The sequence below is a fragment of the Marivirga salinae genome, from assembly GCF_030503855.1.
Taxonomy (GTDB): Bacteria; Bacteroidota; Bacteroidia; order Cytophagales; family Cyclobacteriaceae; genus Marivirga; species Marivirga salinarum.
The window spans coordinates 1,919,612-1,942,751 of record NZ_CP129971.1; the positions used below are offsets into that span (position 1 = coordinate 1,919,612).

Consider the following 23,140-nt stretch of genomic DNA (forward strand, 5'->3'; position numbering starts at 1 on the left):
TTAAATGTTAAAATCATCATCACTCTCAGATGAATCTTCAAAATTTAACATGCTGCTTAGTAAGTCTTTAAAGCTATGTCCGGTTGCTAATGCATGTTTACTTAAAAGACTATATTCTGCCATACCATGCAGAGCAAATTCCATCATAAAGTATGTTTCTTTCTCATTCAATTTTTTATGATGAGTTTTTACTAAGTCTTTTAGCCCAGGAATACTATCCAGTTTTTTATGATATTCTTTTTCATTATCATCATGGAATAAATCGATTTTTTTTCCATCATTGAACCACTTGCTTATGGGCTTATAAGGATTTTTCTTTTCCCTATCTTTTCTCAATTCCTCTGGATTTGGAAAATAATCATCAAACTGGGAGCGAATGGCTTTCCCTACTAAAGTTTGGGCAACTATGCCAGGGCCTTCTTGCTCCCCTTCGTATACTAATTCCACCTTACCCGTAATGGCCGGAACAACTCCAGTAAAATCAGACATACGGACATATACTTTTGGCTCCTTATTAATTAATGATCTTCGCTCAGCAGCACTTACTAAGCTTTCAAATGCGGAGATAGTTAATCTTGCTGAAACACCGCTTTTTTCATCTATGTATTCACTATTTCTTGCTTCTATTGCTATTTGCTCAATCAAATCTTTAGAGAGCTCATTCAATTCAACTGCCTCATTCTGTTCATCTTTAATGGCAGCTTCTTGAGTGGTGATTTTTCTACCTATTTCAATCGTTTCTGGATAATGCGTTATAATCTGGGCATCAATTCTATCTTTCAAAGGAGTAATGATACTACCTCTATTCGTATAATCTTCAGGGTTTGCGGTAAATACAAATTGTAGATCTAAGGGTAATCTTAATTTAAAACCTCTTATTTGAATATCACCTTCTTGTAAAATATTGAAGAGAGCTACCTGTATTCTAGCTTGCAAATCGGGCAATTCATTGATGACAAAAATTCCCCTATGTGAACGAGGAATTAATCCATAGTGAATAACTCTCTCATCAGAATAAGGTAATTTTAAAGTAGCAGCTTTAATGGGGTCAACATCACCAATCAAATCGGCAACGGATACATCCGGAGTTGCTAATTTTTCAGTATATCGCTCATCTCTATGCATCCAGGCAACAGCTGCATTATTTCCTTTTTCCTCCAAGATGTCCAAAGCTTGTCTGGAAATTGGGTGCATCGGATCATCATTCAATTCAGACCCCTTGAGAACTGGAATGTATTCATCAAGTAATAAGGTCATCATTCGGGCAATTCTGGTTTTTGCCTGCCCCCTTAAGCCTAATAAGTTAATATTATGACGAGATAGAATGGCTCTTTGAATGTCTGGAATAACTGTGTCTTCATAACCCCAAATGCCTTCGAAAACATTCTCACCAGCCTTCATTTTTTTTATGAGATTTTGTCTGAGTTCTTCTTTTACTGGTTTCGGTTGATAACCGCTTTCCATTAATCCTTTAAGTGTAGTAATTTTTAATTTATCTTGCGAAGTGAGTTTATCGTAGCTCATATAATTATTTTCAGTATCTTTTTTTTCTATTTCTTTTGTAATCTTCAAACACTAAGTTACCTAAGCCTTGTAAGCTGCTGTAATAAGCATTTCCATTATTAACGGTAGTGAATTCTTTTACAAATTCTTGCAAATAAGGATCAGAAGCAATCATAAAGGTGGTGATTGGGATATTTAACCTTCGGCATTGCGCCCCCAGATTAAGTGTTTTATTTAATATTTTTGGATCTAGCCCAAAACTGTTTTTATAATATTTGATGCCTTGCTTCATACAAGTAGGTTTCCCATCTGTAATCATGAAAATCTGCTTGTTTTTATTTTTCCTTCTTCTCAATAGATCCATAGCCAATTCCAATCCTGCTATGGTGTTCGTGTGATAAGGACCAACTTGCAGATAGGGCAAATCTTTAATTTGAATTTGCCAAGCATCGTTTCCAAAGACAATGATATCAAGCGTATCCTTTTTATATTTTTTGGTGATGAGTTCGGCTAAAGCCATGGCTACTTTTTTAGCTGGCGTAATTCTATCTTCACCATACAAAATCATGGAATGCGATATATCAATCATCAAGACAGTGGAAGTTTGTGTTTTGTATTCACTTTCAACTACTTCCAAATCATCTTCTGTAAGCATGAAATCACCTAATCCATGGTTGATTTGAGCATTTCTTAAAGAATCCGTCATGGAAATCTGATGTAATAAATCACCAAACTCATAATTTCTTCTATCCGTGCCTGGTTCTTCTCCTAAGCCTGTAAAGTTGGTTTTATGTTCTCCTTTTCCTGATTTCTTAAGTTTGCCGAAGATTTCTTCCAAAGCATTTTTTCTGATGTTCTGCTCAGTTTTGGCTGTAATCTCAAAAGAACCATCAGGCGTTTTATCGGAGATAAATCCTTTGTTTTTTAAATCTTCTATGAAATCGCCCATTCCATATTGTCCATCTGTGATGTTGTATTGTTTATCAATATTGGTGAGCCAACTTAAAGCCTCACTAACATCACCCCCCGTTATGATCAACAATTCATTGAATACATTGAATAATTGATCAAAAGTAGTGTCTGATAAATCCTTATGGGCTAAATATTTTGTAAATCTGTAACCTAACATATTCAAACTTAACTAATATAAGAAGATGAATGTTACTGTTATCTACTAAAATTTATCGGAAATGTATTTTAGATTTTCTAAAGGTATAAAATCAATCCTGAAAGGTGTTTTAAAGGGATTTATAAAAACCTCTTATAAAATATGATGTGAGAATTCTTGATTCACATGTTGCGATAAGCTAATTTCTTGTTGGCTATTTACTAATAAATTTTGGTGAGCCATATTGACGATTCCTTTTAAAGAACAAATACTCGTGATGCTAACGGTTTTCACTTCTTCTCTATCCATCACCATATCATTTTTCAAATCACCTGAACCAGCATTTCTATGGAAATCTCTGATAGCTTCAACAGTATATTCTTTATTGTCTTTCAACCATTCTTTAAACCATTCATTTCTATTTTGAATAGATTCCTTTGTGTAAAGTTGAGCTGAAGCCCAAATGTGTGGTTTTTTAGGGTCTTTTTCTTCTATGAATGTATTTTTACCATCCCATTTGAATTCGAGTATTCTTAATTCAGGATCATGGAAAAGCACTACCATAGTAAATGGTTCTATATCCGTGAAATCATAATTCTTGAAAAATTCATCTGGTTTTATGCATTCAATGGCTTCCATAACTACCATTCCTCTGCTCATCCGATAAGGAGGATTAAAATCATGAGGTGCATTAGCCCCATTTAATAAACATACACTAATTCCATTGTCAGAAGTGGCAACCCAAGTACCTCCTGCTTTAGGATCTTGAGGGAATACTATATTTTTACCTTCAACATGATGATATGATGGGAAGCCAGCGTGACCTCTATCAGGGCTTTCATCACGATTGGTGGTTAATATATATTGCTGTTCGGAAAGTGGTAAATATGTTAGCGTACACATAGATTTTGATAAAACTTCCGAATGATACTAAATAATAAAATCTTTAAAAAGCCATTTCTTTAATTAATATAAAAAAAATCCAGTGGATCAGGGTATGTGAATGAATAATCTAAGATATATTCAATTTTGGAGCTTTCAATAATTCGGTTTGTCAATTCTTGTTTTATGTTTTCAAATTGAGGGGCTTCGAAACCATAATCTTTCGCATTTTTTAAAAACACTTCCTTTTTAGTTGGATGTTTTGGAGCTGTCCCATTTATAATAGTTGACCATTTTTCTTGCTTTATGACAGCCTGAATAATTCCAACAGCATCATCTCTATGAATATAATTTACCTTTTGTTCGTGTTGTGCTAAAGGTTTCCCAGAAAAATACCTTCCTGGAATTCTTTCATATCCTAAAAGACCACCAAATCGGATAATGGTTAACCTTTCTTTAAATTCGTTAAGCAAAAGTTGTTCGGCTTGGATTAAAGCTTGTGCTCTTTCAGATTGATGATCAAGTTCATGTTCTTCATCAATTGGATGATCAACTTTTGGATAGACAGAAGTGGCACTAATATAAATTATTTTTTGAGTAGGAGGAATGTATTTTATTATTGGTTTTAAGCTTTCAATATGATGATCTACCCCTTTTTTGGAAGTTTTTGGTGGGATATTGATAATTAAATAATCAGAATTAAAAAACTCACTTCCTAAATCATCATTTGGTAAATCAATGTTGAAAGCATTAATTTTAGCCTCTTTCAATTCTTCCATTTTTGAAGCGGTTGTTGTGCTTCCTTTTACTTCATATCCTTGCGCTATTAATTTTTTTGCAAGAGGGAATCCTAACCATCCGCAACCTAAAATGCTAACTGATGCCATTATTTTTTCTTTTTGGGAATAGTATTGAAAATATAATCCCAGATTGGAGTTGAAACCCCAAAATATTTGTCTGGATGCTTATAGTGATGAATACTGTGGTAAATCCACAACCATTTTAAGAAATTTTTGGGTGGTTGATAAGCGTGTATGGCATAATGTGCAAAAGCATAAGCCAAATAGCCGATCAAAAATCCTGGTACAAAAGCAAATGCATAATTCTGCATTATTATCCAAAATCCACCAAAAATAATACTGCTAATGATTATTGCGCCTGCCGGTGGCATTACAATTCTGTCTTTGTCTTTTGGATACTCATGATGGATTCCATGGAAAGTATAGGTAATCCATCTTTTCCATCTTTTGTCATCATCCATGTGGAATACATATCTATGTATCAAATACTCTCCTAAAGTCCAGCTGAAGAAACCCAAAACAAATAGGATTACAAAAGTTGTGGTCGCAATATTGAATTGAGTGAAAGATAGGTAAGCAAGAGAGATTGAAATGATAGCTAAAATAGTTAAAGGAACCGAAAAATGGCTTCTAGTTAATTTTTCTAGTATAGGGTTCTCGAATAAGTTTTTTGTTCCTGAACCCTTGATTTTTCTGTCTTCTGCTATATCCATAATCAAATAAAAGTGACAATTTTAAAAAAGTTGTTCATCGATTAACTATGGGATTTTAACGACTAACCCTAGGATTTGTTCCGATATAAGATTTTAGGATGACCTTTCGGCTAATTCTTTGTTTAAAATTTTGTCATAAAAATTCTCATAAAGAGGAAGGATGTTGGTAATGTCAAATTTCTTAGCTCGTTCAAGTGCTGCCGATTTAAATTTATTTAAATTTTCATCAGCTAAAATATACAAAGCCTTCTCGGTCATGTCTTTAACGTCTCCCACATTACAAGTAAATCCTGTTACTCCGTTAATATTTAATTCAGGAATTCCTCCTGCATTTGAAGAAAGTACAGGGACTTCACAAGACATGGCTTCCAATGCGGCCAAGCCAAAACTTTCTTTTTCAGAAGGCATTAAGAATAAATCACTAACTGATAAAACTTCTTCTACTGCCTCCATTTTTCCTAAGAAACGGATGTCCTCACAAGTGCCTAATTCTCTGCAGAGCTTTTCCATTTTGATTCTTTCAGGACCATCACCTACCAATAGTAATTTTGCAGGAATTATTTTTCTAACATTATTGAATACGTGGATTACATCTTCTACTCTTTTCACTTTTCGAAAATTGGAAGTATGTACCAGTAGTTTTTCGCCATTTGGGCAAATAGCTGTTTTGAAATGCTCTTTTTTCTGTCTTTTAAATCTATTTAAATCAATGAAATTAGGGATCACTTCGATATGCTGATATATATCAAAATGCTCTAAGGTATCCTTTTTTAAGTCCTCAGAAACTGCAGTAACGCCATCTGATTTATTGATGCTAAAAGTTACTACAGGTTCATATGATGGATCTTTTCCTACTAGCGTGATGTCAGTACCGTGTAGAGTGGTCACCACAGGAATATTAATATTCTTCTCTTTTAATATTTGCTTTGCCATATAAGCTGCAGAAGCATGAGGGATTGCATAGTGTACATGCAATAAATCTAATTTTTCATGCTGAGCAACATCTACCATTTTGCTAGCTAGTGCTAGTTCATAAGGGGGATATTGAAATAAGGGATAAGTTCTTATATCAACCTCATGATAAAATAAATTTTCGTTGAAAAAGTCTAATCGAGTAGGCTGCGAATAAGTGATGAAATGTACATTATGTCCATTTTTAGCTAAAGCTTTCCCTAATTCTGTAGCTACAACTCCGCTTCCGCCAAAGGTAGGATAGCAAACAATACCTATATTCATTTATTTTTAGTTAAATAAAACTTCTTTGATAAGATGAGAAGTAAAACGTAATGCCCTGCAATTATGTTTAAAATTTTAGAATTGACTTATTCAATTCACATAATCTTCTTGCTCTGATTCATATTCAAAAATAGATTGATAAATCACATCCATTATTCTTGTTCGAATGTTGGACGTAATCAGTTTCCTATTATTGGCATCAGGATAAACCCTATTAGACAAGAAAATAAAAACTAATCCAAACTCAGGGTCTGCCCAAGCTGCAGTTCCAGTAAAGCCAGTATGACCAAAAGTTAAAGGGGAAGCATAATGAGAAGTAGGAGAGGGTCCTTCTTCTTCAACAGGTTTGTCCCAGCCTAACCCCCTTCTATTTTCATCAAATTGTTTTCTTGTAAAATAAGGAACAGTCCCTTTACTGAAATATCGAACACCACCATAAGTACCATCCCATAAATTCATTTGCATTAAAATAGCAAGATCTTTAGCGTTGCTAAATAAACCAGCATGCCCTGCGACACCTCCTATCATTGCAGCGCCTTGATCGTGTACCCAGCCTTTTATCAGATCATTTCTAAATATTAAGTCATTTTCAGTTGGGGCAATTTGACTCTCAGGAAATCGGCATAAAGGAAGGAATCCCATTGTGGTCATTCCCATTGGCTTATAAAAATTCTCATGTAACAAGTCTTCATAACTCATATTAGTCATGCGTTCACTTATTTTTTGCATAATATAATATCCCATATCTGAATATCTGTAATCATAACCTTTTTGCCACCTAGGCTTTTCAAGCAATTCTGAATCAATCACCCATTGCCAAATGGAATCGCCTAAAACCTGATGACCGTAAAGTCCTGAAGCCAATTGGTTAGGGTAAAGAGAGGCTTCATGGTTTTGATATAAGGGAGTTTTCAATCCAAACATATCATGTGTTTGCCTCCAAAATGGAACATAAGGAATTAATCCTGCTTGGTGCGTCAAAATATTTCGCAAGGTCATATTTTGTTTATTGCTCTTTTTCAACTCCGGCAGATATGTACTGATTTTTTCATCTAAATCAATAATTCCTCTATCATACAAAAACATAATGCTTTGCAATGTGGCTGCCACTTTTGTGATGGAAGCCAAATCATAAATGGTTTCATCCTCTACTTTTGAGTATTTGTGATAAGTCTGATACCCAAAGTTTTTTTCATATACGATTTGACCATCTTTGGCAACCAATATTTGACCGCCTGGAGTAGCTTCTGTTTCAATAGCTTCTTGTGCAATTGCATCAATTTCTGCTAGTATTTTGGGGTCCATTCCCACATCTAATGGATTACTATAACCAAATCTATTCAGGGTTTTGGTATTGATTCCAGTCCCCGCTTTCATGTTAGGAGCAGCCGAAATTGGCAATTTCCCTTTTGTTGGTTTTGCACCAAAAATCATCTGAGGAGCTAATTTCTGAGTAATTTCATTATCCTCATACATCATCAAAATGTGCTGAAATGATTGTAAATACTTCAAACTGTAAGCATTGCCAAAAACTGTCAAGACTACATTTGCTTGTTCTGACAGATTTTGAAGAAATAATAAGTCTTCAGATTTTAAACCAAACCGTTTTGAAGCTGAATTATTCATTCCATGCAAGCCAACCACCACGGTCTCATATTGGCTTAGTTGATTCATAAGCTGACTGTAATCACCTAAATTCATATTCTCTTTAGATAAATGATAGTGAGTGAAATCAGCATATTTATTTAAATATTGTTGAAATGTACTATTGTTATTGCCTCTCAATGAAAGAGATGCAAAATTGGTGGTATCCAAAATATGAATAGGAAGAAAATCTTTTTCATTTTTCACCAAAGTGGCAGCTTCGGCATATAGTTTTTCGTTTAGATTTTCAGCTTCAGTAGAATTGAGTTTTTCATGTATATTCTCAACATTTAATTTCTCAAAGCCTTTATGAAGCCCTAATTTATATTTTGCGTGTAGGATTTTCTTCACACTTTCTTCTAACCTTTCTTCAGGTATTTCATTCTTTTTAATGGCATCTTTTATCATTTTGATGGCATTAGGAACATTCATAGGGAATAGTAAAACATCGTTTCCTGCTTTGAAGGCTAATAGGTCAGTTTCTCCTGGTGCATAAAAATCACTAACACCTTTCATATTTAAAGCATCAGTGAATATCAATCCATCAAAACCTAATTCTTCTTTTAATAAATCAGTGACCACATTTTTGGATAGGGTAGTAGCTTTATTGGGCGTATTGTCATAAGCAGGAATATGCAAATGTGCCACCATCATGCTGTTCACTTCATTTTCAATCAGCTTTTTGAAGGGATACAATTCTATTTCATTCATTCTTTCTGTGCTGTGATTGATAACTGGCAAAGTCATATGCGAATCTGAGTCAGTATCTCCATGTCCAGGGAAGTGTTTTGCATTAGCTAAGAGACCATTGTCTTGCATGCCTCTCATATAAGCAACTCCTTTTTGTGCCACATTTACTTTGTCCTCCCCAAAGGAACGATTTCCGATCACAGGATTTTTAATATTGTTATTGATATCCACAACAGGGGCAAAATTGACATGAACGCCAACTAATTTAGCCTGACGAGCGATTTCAGCCCCCATTTTATAAATCAGATCATTATCTTGAATAGCGCCTAATGTCATCTGCTTAGGAAAATTCATAGTGCTGTCTAATCGCATTCCTAATCCCCATTCCGCATCCATTCCGATCCACAAAGGGATTTTAGATTTAGCTTGAAGTTGGTTGGTCATATTGATTTCCCTTCCTGGGCCGCCTTGGAAAAATATTAATCCTCCTATATGATAATTTTCTATAAGTAGGGAGAGATTTTTAATATGTTGGTCGTCCTTATTGGAATAAGCCGCTACCATAAAAAGCTGTCCAATTCTTTCCTCCTGACTCATCTCTTCATAAGTTTTCTCAACCCATTGCGGGTACTCTTTTTGTTGCGAAAAAAGTAAACTTGTTATTAAAAAAATCAACAGAATTGATAGGGATAAAACTTTTTTGAACATGTGGTAGTTTTGAATTTATGATAAAAGCTAAATTAACATTAAGTTTGCTTCTGAGAAAGATGATTCCTTTTTATTGTTAATTTTTGCTAATTTGTTGAAATAAATTGAATTCATAATAGCAGAATACAATTTAAACTTACATAACGATAGCTTCGTTCCTTTATTCGTCTATTAAATAAGTAATTATGAAACTTCCATCCATATTTAGATTGCCAGGACATCAAAGGTTTGAAATACAACCTAGATACTATGATCCTATTAAAGAAGATTTAGAGAAAAGAACTCGTAGAATTAGACAAGAGCTGAAAAATGAACGTAACGGTGGTAACGCTGAAAGCATTCGAGAGGCTTATAAAGCAAAAAGAGGTTCAAATCGCTCTGCCGATTTATTTCAATTTTTGATGATTATAATTGTGGGAGTCTCGATTGGAGGATATTTAATGTATGGAGCTAATGTTTATTTTGCTTTATTACTTTTAATTCCTTTATACATAATTTTACGAAGAAGGAAGAAATAAAGTCTATCTGAAATAGCACGAATGTTAAAGGGTACTTTGTTGACTTTCAATGCCAAGTAAAAACTTTGTGTAATTAAATTGTAGAATCCACATAATAAAGTAAATGTCCGATATAATACAGTTATTGCCTGATGCAATTGCTAATCAAATTGCTGCAGGAGAGGTAGTTCAAAGGCCGGCTTCTGTAGTGAAGGAGTTACTTGAGAATTCCATTGATGCCGGAAGCAGTAAGATAAAATTGGTGGTGAAAGATGCCGGAAAGCAACTTATTCAGGTGATTGATGATGGATTAGGAATGTCTGAAACTGATGCCAGAATGTGTTTTGAAAGACATGCCACCTCTAAAATCCGAAAATCAGACGATTTATTTGCTTTGAAAACAATGGGCTTCAGGGGAGAAGCTATGGCTTCTATAGCGGCAGTTGCGCAAGTAGAACTTAAAACCAAAACTTATGAGGCAGAGCTCGGGGTTTTACTTCAAGTGGAAGCTTCGGAAGTAAAAAACCAAAGCCATACTGCTCATACTGGCGGCACTACCATATCAGTAAAAAATTTATTCTATAATGTTCCTGCTAGGCGTAATTTCCTGAAATCCAATCCAGTTGAAATGCGCCATATTATTGATGAATTTCATCGTGTGGCTCTGGCTAACCCACAAGTGGCTTTCAGTCTGCATCAGAATGATATGGATGTTTACCAACTGAATGCAGGTAAACTGAGTCAGCGAATTGTAGGCTTGTTTGGAAAGAATTATCAAGAACAATTGGTTGCTTGTGAAGAAACAACCGACCAATTAAAAATATATGGCTATATCGGTAAACCTGAATTTGCGAAGAAAACAAGAGGTGAACAGTTTTTCTTTGTAAACAATCGCTACATCAAAAGCGGCTATTTACATCATGCAGTTGTGAATGGATTTGAAGGTTTGTTAGCAAAGGAAGCACATCCATTTTATGTATTATGTTTGGAAATTGACCCCAAAAGAATTGATGTAAATGTTCATCCAACGAAGACAGAAATTAAGTTTGATGATGAGCGCATGGTTTATGGAATCTTAGCGGCTGCTATTCGTCAAGCACTAGGGGCACATAATGTGGCGCCAGCTTTAGATTTTGATAGTGATGTGAATTTCAGTTTTAATGCCCCTAGAAGAAATCAGGTAGATGATTTTTCCAGAAAAACCACTAACTATCAAAAATTCAAACAACCCAAAGATAATGATGGGGAGTGGGATAAAATTTTGTCCAATTTCCAAGAGCTAAGCCAGAAAATAAGCAAAGAAGAAGAAAGTGATGAAATTGCAGATGAAAGTCAGCAGTCAATGACTTTTGGGAGTGCAATTAATGGGGAAAATGACAGCAAAACGCCCCAAAATGAAAGGGTGGAAACTAAATCAAGTATATTTCAAATTCATCAAAAATATATTGCAACTCAAGTTAAATCAGGCTTAATGTTAGTGGATCAGCAAGCGGCTCATGAGCGGATTTTATTTGAGAAATTCAATCGTCATCTGCAAAATAGCGATGGGAGTTCTCAGCAATTCCTGTTTCCCGAGCAAGTGCAATTATCTGCACCAGATTATGCACTGGTAATGGATATGGAGGAGGAGTTGAAAGCTTTAGGCTTTGTGATTTCTTCTTTCGGAAAAGATACTGTTGTGATTAATGGAGCACCAACAGAATTAACTGATACCTCGGTAAAATCAGTCTTTGAAGGCTTGATAGACCAGTTTAAACATAATAAAAATGTGTTAAGCGTATCGAAAAATGAAAATATTGCCCGTTCTTTGGCAAAAAGGTCAGCCATAAGAGCAGGGCATAAGTTGAATGGAGAGGAAATGAATGCTTTAATTGATAAACTTTTTGCTTGTCAAAATCCTAATTATGCGCCTTCAGGTAACTCAACTTTTATTATTTTTGACCTTAATAAAATTGCTAGCTTTTTTTAATTAAAAAGAGCTATTAAACCTTTTTTAAGAGAGGTTACACTAATTAATTATAGAAATTATATAGTTTAAATTTATGTTCGCAAGACTTACTCCGGTTGTTAAAAACCTATTATTAATCAATATAGCTTTATTACTTATTCCTTCATTTTTGGAATTTGAATTGGCACAATATTTTGGTTTGCGCTATATCTTCGCAAGTTCTTTTCAGCCTTTCCAATTCATTACTTACATGTTTCTTCATGCTGGATTCGGTCACTTGTTAGGGAATATGTTTGCCCTTTTCATATTTGGTCCTATGCTTGAAAATTTCTGGGGTTCAAAAAAGTTTTTTATCTTTTATATGGTAACCGGTATTGGAGCTGGGATACTTTATGGAGCAGTGAATTTTGTTGAAATGCAACAATTGGAAAGTGCAGCAGAACAATATATAGAAAATCCGAATTATGAAGGATTTGTTTCTTTTATACAGGAAAATGCAAGCTATGTATATCGTGATTGGTATGATTTTATCGATGCCTATGGAGAAAACCCTAAAAAGCAAGAGTTTATTGAGGGTAGTATTCAAAGAGTAAAAGAAGTAGTTAGATTTCAAGGAAATGTCCCTTTAATAGGAGCGTCAGGAGCTGTGTTTGGGATTTTGTTTGCATTTGGCTTCCTCTTTCCAAATACAGAATTGTTTTTACTATTTCCGCCTATTCCTATCAAAGCTAAATACCTTGTAACCTTCTATGGATTATATGAGTTATATGCAGGCATACAGAATGTTCCAGGAGATAATGTAGCCCATTATGCCCACTTAGGAGGAATGTTGATTGCGTTTATTCTGGTAAAGATTTGGCAGAAAGGTAATACAAGATTTTATTAAAAAAGATGGCAGGATTTTTCGATGAGTTAAAACAAAATTTTAAAAGACCCAATAATGCATTAAACCAGTTGATTATTATCAATGCTGTGGTTTTTGTTGGATTGGGTTTATTAGCATTAATAGGTAAATTTTCAGGTGTAGAAGGGCTTTATGCAATAGTGGATGCACAGTTTACCATTCCGCCTGATTTAGAAAGGTTTATATACAGACCTTGGACCATCATTACCTATGCTTTCTCTCATGCTGGTTTCTTTCATATTTTAATGAATATGTTAGTGTTGTACTGGTTTGGTATGTTGATTTCTCAATATTTAGGTAGTGCCAAATTGGTGAATTTATATGTTTTAGGAGCATTGGCAGGTGCTGTGATTTTCATATTAGCTTATAATTTAATCCCATTTTTAGCTGATAGGACTACAAACGGTATGGTCGGAGCCTCTGCAGCAGTTTATGCAGTAGCTACTGCAGCAGCAACATTACTTCCAGACCATAGATTTCATTTAATATTAATTGGTCCGGTAAAAATTAAATATATAGTAGCGGTTTATATAGTATTATCTTTACTTAATTCAGCTGGTCCGAATGCAGGTGGAAACTTAGCCCACTTAGGTGGAGCAGGAATTGGCTTTTTATATGTTAGAGGCTTGCAGGCAGGTACTGATTTTGGATTATGGATTCAAATGACTTTAGGTTTTATTCAAAGTATATTCAAATCTAAGCCAAAAATTAAAGTCACTTACAAAAAGAAGCAGACTGCTGGAGCCAGTAAAAGCAGTGGGCAATATTCCTCTACATCATCCACAACAGAGCAAGAAGAAATAGATAGAATATTGGATAAGATTTCTGAAAAGGGTTATGAAAGCTTAAGCAAAGACGAAAAGCAAAAGCTTTTTAATGCAAGCAAGAAGTGATTGATAATTAGGAATTAATAATTAGGAATTAAGGCATTCCAATTTTCAGAAAGTTTTTGTTGTTAATAATCCACCATTCCACAATTTAATAATTGGAAAAAGACTAATATAACAAGTTTTTTGCTTTAGCAAAAAACCTTTTGTTTTCTTTTGTATCTCTTGTGGTTAACAAAGAATGTTTGTTGTTCTGTACCAACGTTAGCAAATTTCCACCACAAAAGAGACAAGAGAACACAAAGGAAAATAACCAAGGTTATATTTTTGGGATTATAAAGAAGGATTAGGATTCATAGCTTAGCTTAATATCATTGGAAGGGGATGAAGTATTCCATTTTTTCACCTCCTTAGAAGACTTATTGACATTTTCTATAAATCAAAATTAAATCTGACCGATTACATACATTTTCTCCATGGTAGGATTCTTACTACCGCCTCTAGGTTCAAGGGTTACAGCAAAAGCAGAAGCTTTTCCAATGGTTTTCATCTTAAGTAAGCGCGTCATATCACCTGCTACATCAAATACACCCATATCTACTGGAGCTCCTTCTACTATTGCCCATAGTTGATATTGATGATCCATTTCATTAGACGGCATTTTCTTAGCGTTTAAGAATACCTCATTAGTTTTCTTATTCCAATGCACAAATGCCTGAGCATCAGGCGCTATATCCAATCCTTTCATAGGAACGGTTTCTATGCCTGGTTGTCTAAGGATTTCAACATTCTCGGCATATTGTTCCATTTGATTCTTTACCACATTGTATTGCTGCGCCATACTTTGATTTTGCGCAATGATATTAGATAATCTGGCTTCAGTACTTTGCCATTGGTTATAATAATAAACGCTGAATACAATTCCTATTATAGCTACTATGCTAGCAGCTGCAGATAAATAAGGATAAATAGAGAATGCTTTTGTCTCTTTTTTGATTTCTTCTTGAACAAGTTCTTCTTCAGAATCAGCTTTATCTGATTCCATTTCTAATCCCAGATCAGCAAAAAGTGCTTTTTTGGATTGGGCGGGAGGAGTAATACTTCCTTCTTGGCCTAATGCAAATAAGGTCTCCTCAGTCTCATCCAAGGCATTCCTCACTTCTTCATGCTCTTCAGCATACTGAAGCAATTCCTTTGTTTCAGCTTCATTGAGCTGCCCCAAAACGAAAGCTTCGATTACTCCTGTCGATATGTATGCTTCAATATTATTCACAATAATAATTCTCTTAATGTACGCATAGCTGTCCTAGCTCTTGTTTTGACAGTCCCTAGTGGGATATCAAATTCCTCAGAAATTTCAGTTTGCGTATAGCCTTTAAAATACATTTGATCAATTACAAATCGAAGTTCCTTAGAAAGCTTATCTAAAACTTTCTCTAACCCTATGCCATCAATTGAAAGCTCAGTTGAATTTGCATTGTCAATGGAATGTACGTTGTCTGAGACTGAATCGGTTTTGCCTGTTTTCTTTATTTCTTTTGATCGAAGTTTATCAATGGAAGCATTTCGGCTAATATTGACCAGCCAAGTATATAAGCGGCCTTTCTCTGCACTGTAAGCATTTATATTTTTCCATGCTTTCATAAAAACATCATGCAATACTTCTTGTGCTACTTCCTCTGATTTAACAATTCTAACTACCACTCCATAGATAGCAGCACTGTAATTATCATACAGATATTCAAAAGCACTAGATTTCTGTGCTTTTAGTTCTTTTATGAGAACTTCTTCCGATATTTTAACTGCTGGTGCTATAGTTTTGAATTTCGTTTGCTAAATAAATCATATTAAGCCAATAAAAAAAGCTGTTAGGCAAATTCAACTAACTAATCTGCTTAACAGCTTTTTGTTTTATTTTTTATAGGTTTTTATCTACTGCACTGTCAAAAGCGTCTGCTTGTGACTTAGTAGCTTGTGTTATATATGAATCACTTCATCATAAGCAGCAGCTGCAGCTTCCATCACCGCTTCACTCATAGTTGGGTGAGGATGAACTGTCTTAATCAACTCATGTCCTGTTGTTTCTAATTTTCTAACCGCTACAATTTCAGCAATCATTTCAGTAACATTAGCGCCAATCATGTGAGCACCCAATAATTCACCATATTTTGCATCAAAAACTAATTTCACAAAACCATCTTTAGCACCTGCTGCACTTGCTTTTCCTGAAGCTGAGAATGGAAATTTACCTATTTTCAAGTCATATCCTGCTTCTTTGGCTTGCTTTTCGGTGTAGCCAACAGATGCAATTTCAGGACTGCAATATGTACAACCTGGTATGTTTTTATAATCTAATGGCTCGGGTTTTTCACCTGCAATATTTTCTACGCAAATGATTCCTTCTGCAGAAGCTACGTGTGCTAAAGCTGGGCCATGAACGATATCGCCAATTGCATAAACGCCATCAACATTAGTTTTGTAAAAATCATCAACTAATACTTTTCCTTTATCAGTTGAAACGCCAACATCTTCTAAACCAATCCCTTCTAAGTTAGTAGCCACACCAACAGCAGAAAGTACTACATCGCAATCTAGTTTTTCTTCACCTTTTTTGGTTTTAACAGTCACTTTGCAACCGCTTCCTTTGGTGTCAACTGAAGTTACTTCAGAGCTGGTCATGATGTTGATACCTGCTTTTTTGTAAGTCTTAGCTAATGCTTTTGAAACTTCTTCGTCTTCAACTGGCACAATTCTGTCCATAAATTCAACGATAGTCACTTCCGTACCTATAGAATTATAGAAATAGGCAAACTCAACACCTATAGCGCCTGAACCTACTACCACCATTTTCTTTGGTTGTTTTTCTAAGCTCATTGCTTTTCTGTATTCTATGATTTTTTTGCCATCAATCGGAAGATTTGGCAATTCTTTGGCTCTTCCACCAGTAGCTATTATGATGCTTTCAGCAGAATATTCAGTTTTTTTACCGTCTTTTTCTACTTCTACTTTCTTTCCTGATTTTAATTTCCCAAAACCGTCAATTACATCGATTTTGTTTTTCTTCATCAAGAACTGTACTCCTTTACTCATGCCATCTGCTACACCACGGCTTCTTTTTACCATTCCTGAGAAATCAGCTTTGGCATCTTTAACGGTAATTCCGTAATCCTCAGCATGACTGATATATTCAAATACATTGGCACTTTTCAATAAAGCTTTAGTTGGGATACAACCCCAGTTTAAGCAAATTCCGCCCAAACTTTCTTTTTCAACAATAGCCACTTTTTTACCTAATTGAGAAGCACGGATTGCGGCTACATAACCACCGGGGCCGGAGCCCACTATTATAATGTCATATTTTGATGCCATAATATTGATTAATTAAATTTTGGATTCGTTTTAATTTGCTGACAAATTTAATGGAAATGGTGCTAGAAAAAAATTTTGTTGCTTTATTCAATATTAACATCTGATTGAATTATTTTTTCTATTTCAAACTATTATATAAATGCCATAAATAGATATTTCACTATTTGTTAAAATTTATTCCGATTACATTATATGTTTAATCATATCCAAAATTTTATTTTGGGTGGTGATAGTCTATGTTAAGGAGTGAATTTTTTATTTATATAACTGTTTTTCAAAGGTGTTTATATTTTTTTTGCAAAAAGTTGAAATTTTTAGGAGTACTTTTATTTACCAGTGTTTTCTTTTTTTAATATTAGCTTCTTTCTGTATAATCCCATTTCTTATAAAAATGGCCTCGATTTTAGCATACTGACCTATAATTCATAACTAGGAAATACGGATCAAGATGTTTAATTATGGCAGCTGGTACTAATCAGATATTTATGTTATCCCGTTAAATTACTCCAAGCCAACTTAAAATAAATTTTTTTGGTAAATTCATTATCAAAGACAATATAAAAAAGCTTACAATTAAAATATGGAAATAATTATATTTATGCCTCTCAATTTTATATCTCAAATTTCCTAATAAGACAATAAAAATAGGGGTTGAAAATGGTGCCAATATTCTATAATTAAAAGCATCAAAAGGTGATAGTTTTCTAATGACAAAAATAGAAATAAGGTAAAAAAAGGATGATGAAATAGTCAAGATATGCTTTTTCCCTTTAAGAACGTCTACATCAAGATGTTCTTTTTTTCTGAAAATATAATAGCAAATAATAAGTTGGATTAATAACATCAGAATAAATAGCGGATCCCAATTCCAATAGAAATTTCTTAAAATGAATAATTCGTTTACAATTCCAGTAAATAGCAGTTTTAGGAAAATTGACAATGATTCTACTTCAGGAAATATTCTAGGACGACCACTGAAAAAACCTCCTGAAATGAAATAATTATTCAGTAGGTAGGAAAAAACAAGGATACTGGATACAAAAAGGACAACACTAATGTGTTTGCCAACTAAATATCTTTTCTTTAGGAAAAGGATTACAACTACTGTAGCTAGGTAAAAAAAATAAATTAAACCAGCATATCTTAATAAAGGAAGAGAAGCCAAACAAATGATTGATAAAATGAGGTTAACCGATGATTTTTTACCTGCTAAGTTCCTCTCTAAAAGGTATAATAGCCAAAGGAGAAAAAATAAGAATACACCTTCTGACCAAGTATATGAATAAATCTCTAATTGGTTAAATGAGCAGAAATAACAGGCTGGTAAAATGCTATATTCTCCAAACCAATAATATAATAAAATAAATATTAGTCCCAGAAAAAATGCATTAGTAATTTTAGAGGAGACAAAAGAATTAAAGCCAGTTAAATTTGAAAATATTGCGATCAGAGCTGGATAGCCAACTGGCCAAACAGTCATATATGATTCAGGAGTAGTTTCATTAAATGGATAAGTGGTAGGAGCAACAAAACCTTTTCCTAAATTATAGTTGGTAGCAGATTTTGTGTAAAATTTGGAATCTGGACTCATATATCCAGTTGATTCTACATTGATCCTGATGACGAGAACTATACAAATACATGTATAGAGAAGAAAAAGTTGAAACTTAGTATTTTTAATGGTTGACATTTGTGAGCGAGCTTATTTTATGAAATTGGTAAATGCAAGAATGGCTTTTAAAATTAATTAGTTTTATTATAAAATACATGGATATTAAACTTGAGATAAAAAAAAGTATGGAGATCAGAATTTATTCAACGTATCAAATTAAAAGTAATAATATACTTTTAGATTGAAAACCTAAAGTTGCAGACCAATTTTGAAAGGATTCCAGTGTTCATCTTAAACCACCAAAAAACTGTAGATATGAATACCTAGTACAAGTATTAATAATCCAGCAAATAGTAGCCATTCATATCTTTCAATCATACTTTTATCTCTATTTTGCTTTTCATTTTCTTAATTAGCTTATTCCTTGTAATTTTAGGCTTTTTACAATCAACTACAAACCCATTATGACAAAACTATTAGAAGGAAAAACCGCACTTATCACAGGTGCTTCAAAAGGAATAGGTAAAGCCATCGCTCAGAAATATGCTGAACAAGGAGCTAATGTAGCTTTTACTTTTTTATCAAGTGTTGAAAAAGGGCAGGCTTTGGAAAAAGAATTAGCTGATGCTTATGGTGTAAAAGTGAAAGGTTATCGATCAGATGCCTCTGATTTTAAGGCAGCTGAAGAATTAATCGCTGGAGTAGTTGCTGATTTCGGGAGTTTAGATGTTTTAGTGAATAATGCAGGAATCACTAAAGATAATTTATTGATGAGGATGACGGAAGAAATGTGGGATGATGTAATCAATATCAATTTGAAATCTTGCTTCAATACGGTAAAAGCTGCTAACCGTACTTTTATGAAGCAAAAAAGCGGGTCTATTATAAATATGACTTCTGTTGTAGGAATAAAAGGAAACCCAGGACAGGCAAATTATTCTGCCTCAAAAGCAGGAATTATTGGTTTCACTAAATCTGTTGCTTTGGAATTAGGATCAAGAAATATTCGTTCTAATGCTATTGCTCCTGGTTTTATTGAAACCGAAATGACTGATGCTTTAGACGAAAAAACTGTTCAAGGATGGAGAGATGCTATTCCTTTGAAAAGAGGAGGTAGCCCCGATGATGTTGCAGATTTATGCGTATTCTTAGGTTCTGATATGTCTTCTTATATTACAGGTCAAGTGATTCAGGTTGATGGCGGAATGTTGACTTGATATTGAAAAAGAGTTTTAAAAAGAAAAGGCTGTCAAAATGAATTGACAGCCTTTTTAATTGGTTTTAGTTGAAGCTTATTTCTTCACTAATTTATAGTTTTCACGTTTTCCATTAGCTTCTACAAATATATGGTAGATGCCAGGCTTCAGATCAGATACTTCTAAAGTTTCATCATGTGTACCTATCACGTTTTCTAATGAGATGGACTGAACTTGTCTTCCAACCGCATCATAAACATTGATATTTACATTCATGGCTTCTTCACTGTTAAACCTTAATGTTGTTTGGTCAACTGCAGGATTAGGGAAAATTGTAAAATCAGTAATTTTACTTTGATTTTCTATTCTTCCACTTGACGATACATTAATAGTATAATCTTCTACTTCTCCGTATGAGAATGCCTCACATGAGCTAGCATTAGCATTATATTTCATAGTTACTCTCATTCTAGTAGCACCTGTTAAAGCATTATTTGGAACACTTATGCTTCCACTTATTGCAGTGTTGGTTGTTCTACTTCTGCTATAAACTGCTTCACCAGAATCATTGAAATCACCATCTTGGTTCCAGTCAATCCAAACATTATAAGCTTCTCTATAAGTTCTTCCTGCCCAAGCCGGATTAATTGTAATATTATAGCTTCCGCCAGTAACTACATTAGTGCTTTGGCTTGTGAAATCTCCATATCCACCATTTGCACCTGAAGTATTGTCAATGCTTCCAAATCTTACTCTTTGAATCCATTCATCAGCTACACTGTTTCCTTTTGAATCACAATAGTTCACTTCCACTTGAGCGCTTTCAGTTGTAAATGAAGCAATAGAAGAATAATCACTGTCAGAGCTTGAACAGCTACTTCTAACTCTCCACTCATAAGTAGTACCTTCAGAAGCTCCTGTTAATGCGAGACTATTTGAAGTTGAGTTGAAATCTGACCAGGTAGAGTTACCCGCAGCTCTTAATTGAATATCATATTCATTTGCAGCAGAAACACTATTCCAATTAAGCGTGAAAGTAGTTTCGGTTACATTTGATGCGTTTAATCCTTCAGGTGTTTCACAAGTTGGTGCACTTGAAGTAGTGATATTAACTGTGTAATCTTCCACTTCTCCATAACTGAAAGTTTCACAAGGAGTTGAAGCACCATTATATTTCATTGAAACTCTCATTCTAGTTTCTCCTGAACTTACATTTGAAGGGATAGCTAAAGAACCAGTTACAGTGGTGCTACTTAGAGAACCAGCATCATACACCAATTCATTTGCATCACTGAAATCACCATCTTTATTGAAATCTATCCATATTCTCCAATACTCATTGTATGCAGTACCAGAAAAAGCAGGTGATAAACTAACATTATTGCTAGATCCTATTGCTAAATCTACTGAAGTAGAGGTGAAATCAGCATATCCACCGTTTGCTCCAGTAGAATTGTTTAATCCTCCAACATTTACATTGGCAATCCATTCATCTGAAACGCTGTTTCCTTGTGATGCACAATAAGTAATTCCTGGATCAGTTGGATCTCCACCACCATCATTGTTCACAAATCCTTCTCTGAATCCGCCAGTGTCAAATAATGCTCTCATTCTATTTTTTTGTCCTGCAGAGAACATATACATACAAGCATCATCTACATAATCCATGTAGTTCATGGTCATGTCATTTCCAGTTGCTGAACAGCTATTGGTTGGGTAATTAGGGCAACCATAATTAGGATTTCCTGAAACAGGAGTGTCAGTTACGAAATCATCAACATTACATCCGCCATCTCCCCAGATATGACGAAGATTTAACCAGTGACCTACTTCGTGAGTAGCAGTTCTACCTTTATTAAATGGAGCGGATAAGAAAAATCCTGTTCCTTTATCAGCGCTACCAAAATACTGAGGGCTCATTACAACACCATCAGTAGCTAAACTTCCGCCAGGAAACTGAGCATAACCCAAAATTCCTCCACCGATATTACAAACCCACATGTTTAGGTAACGAGACGCATCCCATGGAGCAACTCCACCTTGTGAGGTTTTTTTCATGTCATCATTAGTACCCCAAGATGTTCTTGAAGTTGATTTTCTTGTGATCCCTGAAGTTGGATTTCCATTAGGGTCAGTAGTTGCCATTACAAACTCAACTTCAATATCAGAAGCAACAGAAGCGAATTCATTAGGAACTTGGTTTGCATCTCCATTTAATCTTCTGTAATCTTCATTCAATACATCAATTTGAGATTGAATTTGAGCGCTGCTAATGTTTTCATTTGAATTTGAATACAATACATGAACAACAACAGGGATTGTAATTACTCCACTTACTGCAGCGCTTCTTGCTTGCTCACTGCTATTAATAAATTGTTGAGTTCTTTTTTCAATCCCTTGCATTTTTAGTTGTAAAGAAGGGTTTTGTTGTACTTGTTGTTCGTAAACGTCCATGGTATGGCAGTTACGATCTTGGGCTTTGGTTGAATAACTTAATGCAGAAAGCACTAAGCAAATCATAAGTAATTTTTTAATCATAATTTTAGTTTTTTAGTGAGACAATAAATAGAATTAAATCAAGTTTTATCTAATTCATATTTTTTCAGCTTGCTATTTAATAAAAATATTTAACAAAATATAATTCTATTAAAATTACTTTATAAGCAATTAAATATATGTAAAGTGCAATTACATCTATAAAATCGCTGCTATAATTAAATAATTGATATTTAAATAATTTAAAGGTTAGGCTAATGTGGTGAATTATTTTTTTTACTATTTTTTGATGTAATATTTTATAAGGCAATTTTGTAAAATATTTTGAAAGAATATTTAATTAAGTAATCATCTAGTTCCCTATTTCAATTTTTAAGGATTCTTTACTTAGATTCAATTCGAACTTATTAACTTTAAGTGCCGTTTAGCTGAAAAAATCAGATTTGTATTCTGATTTAGTATCTCTTTCGGATTAACTTTATTCAATTAAATTGTATGTACACTAATTTTGATAATTTAGACAAAAGTTCTAGACTGTGGGTTTATCAAGCTGATAGGTCATTTAATGAAGAAGAATTGCAATTTGTTTTGCAAAATGGTAAGGTGTTTGTGGAAAACTGGACAGCTCATAATAAAGCATTAAATGCATCTATTGAAATAAAATATGATCAGTTTATTGTGCTTGCTGTGGATGAAACAAATGCATCAGCAACAGGATGTTCAATCGACAAATCAGTTCATTTTATAAAATCTTTAGAAAATGAGCTAAAAATCAATTTACTTGATAAAAGTAAGATTGCTTTTTTGAAAGATAATGAAGTTGTTTTGGAGAAATTACCGTCAATAAAATCAAAGGTGGAGTCAGATGAGATTAATGCTGATGCCATGACTTTCAATAATATGGTCACTACTAAAGAGGAATTTGATAAAAACTGGTTAATCCCTGCAGCTAAAAGTTGGATGGGAAGATTTTTTAAGACGGAAGCATGATTTTATTGAAATGCTCG

Annotated in this window: 18 protein-coding genes; 6 read left to right on the plus strand and 12 right to left on the minus strand. The window is 34.1% G+C overall.

Annotation, left to right across the window (positions count from 1 at the left end; all coding sequences use genetic code 11):
• The 7 genes from QYS49_RS08145 to QYS49_RS08175 all read right to left on the minus strand — a co-directional run bounded on the left by QYS49_RS08145 (nucleotide 1) and on the right by QYS49_RS08175 (nucleotide 9,284).
• A complete protein-coding gene (locus QYS49_RS08145) occupies nucleotides 1-1,524 on the minus strand; it encodes a magnesium chelatase (RefSeq protein ID WP_308351283.1) in 1,524 nt (507 codons plus the stop codon).
• A gap of 10 nt (nucleotides 1,525-1,534) precedes the next feature.
• On the minus strand, nucleotides 1,535-2,632 hold the full coding sequence (locus QYS49_RS08150; RefSeq protein ID WP_013455423.1) for a vWA domain-containing protein: 1,098 nt from the start codon (nucleotides 2,630-2,632) through the stop codon (nucleotides 1,535-1,537).
• A gap of 132 nt (nucleotides 2,633-2,764) precedes the next feature.
• The gene (locus tag QYS49_RS08155) at nucleotides 2,765-3,514 is read right to left on the minus strand and encodes an NRDE family protein (RefSeq protein ID WP_308351285.1); all 750 of its coding nucleotides are present in this window, start codon (nucleotides 3,512-3,514) and stop codon (nucleotides 2,765-2,767) included.
• A 59-nt stretch (nucleotides 3,515-3,573) separates the two neighbouring features.
• Entirely contained in the window at nucleotides 3,574-4,380 is an 807-nt protein-coding gene (locus QYS49_RS08160; RefSeq protein ID WP_308351286.1) for an NAD-dependent epimerase/dehydratase family protein, read from the minus strand.
• A complete protein-coding gene (locus QYS49_RS08165) occupies nucleotides 4,380-5,006 on the minus strand; it encodes a sterol desaturase family protein (protein WP_308351287.1) in 627 nt (208 codons plus the stop codon). Before QYS49_RS08165 ends, QYS49_RS08160 begins: the two co-directional genes overlap by 1 nt.
• A 93-nt stretch (nucleotides 5,007-5,099) precedes the next feature.
• Nucleotides 5,100-6,242 (minus strand): N-acetyl-alpha-D-glucosaminyl L-malate synthase BshA, encoded by a 1,143-nt coding sequence (bshA, locus tag QYS49_RS08170; RefSeq protein WP_308351288.1) that lies wholly within the window; start codon nucleotides 6,240-6,242, stop codon nucleotides 5,100-5,102.
• 90 nt (nucleotides 6,243-6,332) lie between these two features.
• Nucleotides 6,333-9,284: a serine hydrolase domain-containing protein gene (locus tag QYS49_RS08175; RefSeq protein WP_308351289.1), complete on the minus strand. Its 2,952-nt coding sequence runs from the start codon at nucleotides 9,282-9,284 to the stop codon at nucleotides 6,333-6,335.
• A gap of 185 nt (nucleotides 9,285-9,469) precedes the next feature.
• Between QYS49_RS08175 and QYS49_RS08180 the strand changes: the two genes are divergently transcribed.
• The 4 genes from QYS49_RS08180 (at nucleotide 9,470) to QYS49_RS08195 (ending at nucleotide 13,526) form a co-directional block, all read left to right on the plus strand.
• On the plus strand, nucleotides 9,470-9,802 hold the full coding sequence (locus QYS49_RS08180; RefSeq protein ID WP_308351290.1) for a hypothetical protein: 333 nt from the start codon (nucleotides 9,470-9,472) through the stop codon (nucleotides 9,800-9,802).
• A 103-nt stretch (nucleotides 9,803-9,905) separates the two neighbouring features.
• On the plus strand, nucleotides 9,906-11,750 hold the full coding sequence (gene mutL, locus QYS49_RS08185) for a DNA mismatch repair endonuclease MutL (RefSeq protein ID WP_308351291.1): 1,845 nt from the start codon (nucleotides 9,906-9,908) through the stop codon (nucleotides 11,748-11,750).
• A gap of 73 nt (nucleotides 11,751-11,823) precedes the next feature.
• Nucleotides 11,824-12,615, plus strand: a complete 792-nt coding sequence (locus QYS49_RS08190) for a rhomboid family intramembrane serine protease (RefSeq protein WP_308351292.1) — start codon at nucleotides 11,824-11,826, stop codon at nucleotides 12,613-12,615.
• A gap of 5 nt (nucleotides 12,616-12,620) precedes the next feature.
• Nucleotides 12,621-13,526 carry a rhomboid family intramembrane serine protease gene (locus QYS49_RS08195; protein WP_308351293.1) on the plus strand — a complete coding sequence of 302 codons (906 nt, stop codon included), beginning with the start codon at nucleotides 12,621-12,623 and terminating at the stop codon, nucleotides 13,524-13,526.
• A gap of 379 nt (nucleotides 13,527-13,905) precedes the next feature.
• On the opposite strand, the gene QYS49_RS08200 is transcribed toward QYS49_RS08195, so the two are convergent.
• From QYS49_RS08200 to QYS49_RS08215, 4 genes are all read right to left on the minus strand, one after another.
• The gene (locus tag QYS49_RS08200) at nucleotides 13,906-14,733 is read right to left on the minus strand and encodes an anti-sigma factor (protein ID WP_308351294.1); all 828 of its coding nucleotides are present in this window, start codon (nucleotides 14,731-14,733) and stop codon (nucleotides 13,906-13,908) included.
• Nucleotides 14,730-15,275 (minus strand): RNA polymerase sigma factor, encoded by a 546-nt coding sequence (locus tag QYS49_RS08205; protein WP_308351571.1) that lies wholly within the window; start codon nucleotides 15,273-15,275, stop codon nucleotides 14,730-14,732. The genes QYS49_RS08200 and QYS49_RS08205 overlap by 4 nt, the downstream gene beginning before the upstream one ends.
• Nucleotides 15,276-15,437: 162 nt before the next feature.
• On the minus strand, nucleotides 15,438-16,829 hold the full coding sequence (gene lpdA / locus QYS49_RS08210) for a dihydrolipoyl dehydrogenase (protein ID WP_372587673.1): 1,392 nt from the start codon (nucleotides 16,827-16,829) through the stop codon (nucleotides 15,438-15,440).
• 496 nt (nucleotides 16,830-17,325) lie between these two features.
• The gene (locus QYS49_RS08215) at nucleotides 17,326-18,420 is read right to left on the minus strand and encodes a hypothetical protein (RefSeq protein ID WP_308351296.1); all 1,095 of its coding nucleotides are present in this window, start codon (nucleotides 18,418-18,420) and stop codon (nucleotides 17,326-17,328) included.
• A 485-nt stretch (nucleotides 18,421-18,905) separates the two neighbouring features.
• Between QYS49_RS08215 and fabG the strand changes: the two genes are divergently transcribed.
• Complete coding sequence (gene fabG / locus QYS49_RS08220; protein WP_308351297.1) at nucleotides 18,906-19,658, plus strand: 3-oxoacyl-[acyl-carrier-protein] reductase; 753 nt, start codon at nucleotides 18,906-18,908, stop codon at nucleotides 19,656-19,658.
• Nucleotides 19,659-19,733: 75 nt separating this feature from the next.
• Here fabG and QYS49_RS08225 read toward each other — a convergent pair whose 3' ends face one another.
• Nucleotides 19,734-22,175 carry a GEVED domain-containing protein gene (locus QYS49_RS08225; RefSeq protein ID WP_308351298.1) on the minus strand — a complete coding sequence of 814 codons (2,442 nt, stop codon included), beginning with the start codon at nucleotides 22,173-22,175 and terminating at the stop codon, nucleotides 19,734-19,736.
• A gap of 453 nt (nucleotides 22,176-22,628) precedes the next feature.
• Here QYS49_RS08225 and QYS49_RS08230 point away from each other — a divergent pair, with 453 nt between their 5' ends.
• A complete protein-coding gene (locus tag QYS49_RS08230) occupies nucleotides 22,629-23,123 on the plus strand; it encodes a hypothetical protein (RefSeq protein WP_308351299.1) in 495 nt (164 codons plus the stop codon).
• Nucleotides 23,124-23,140 lie beyond the last annotated feature (17 nt).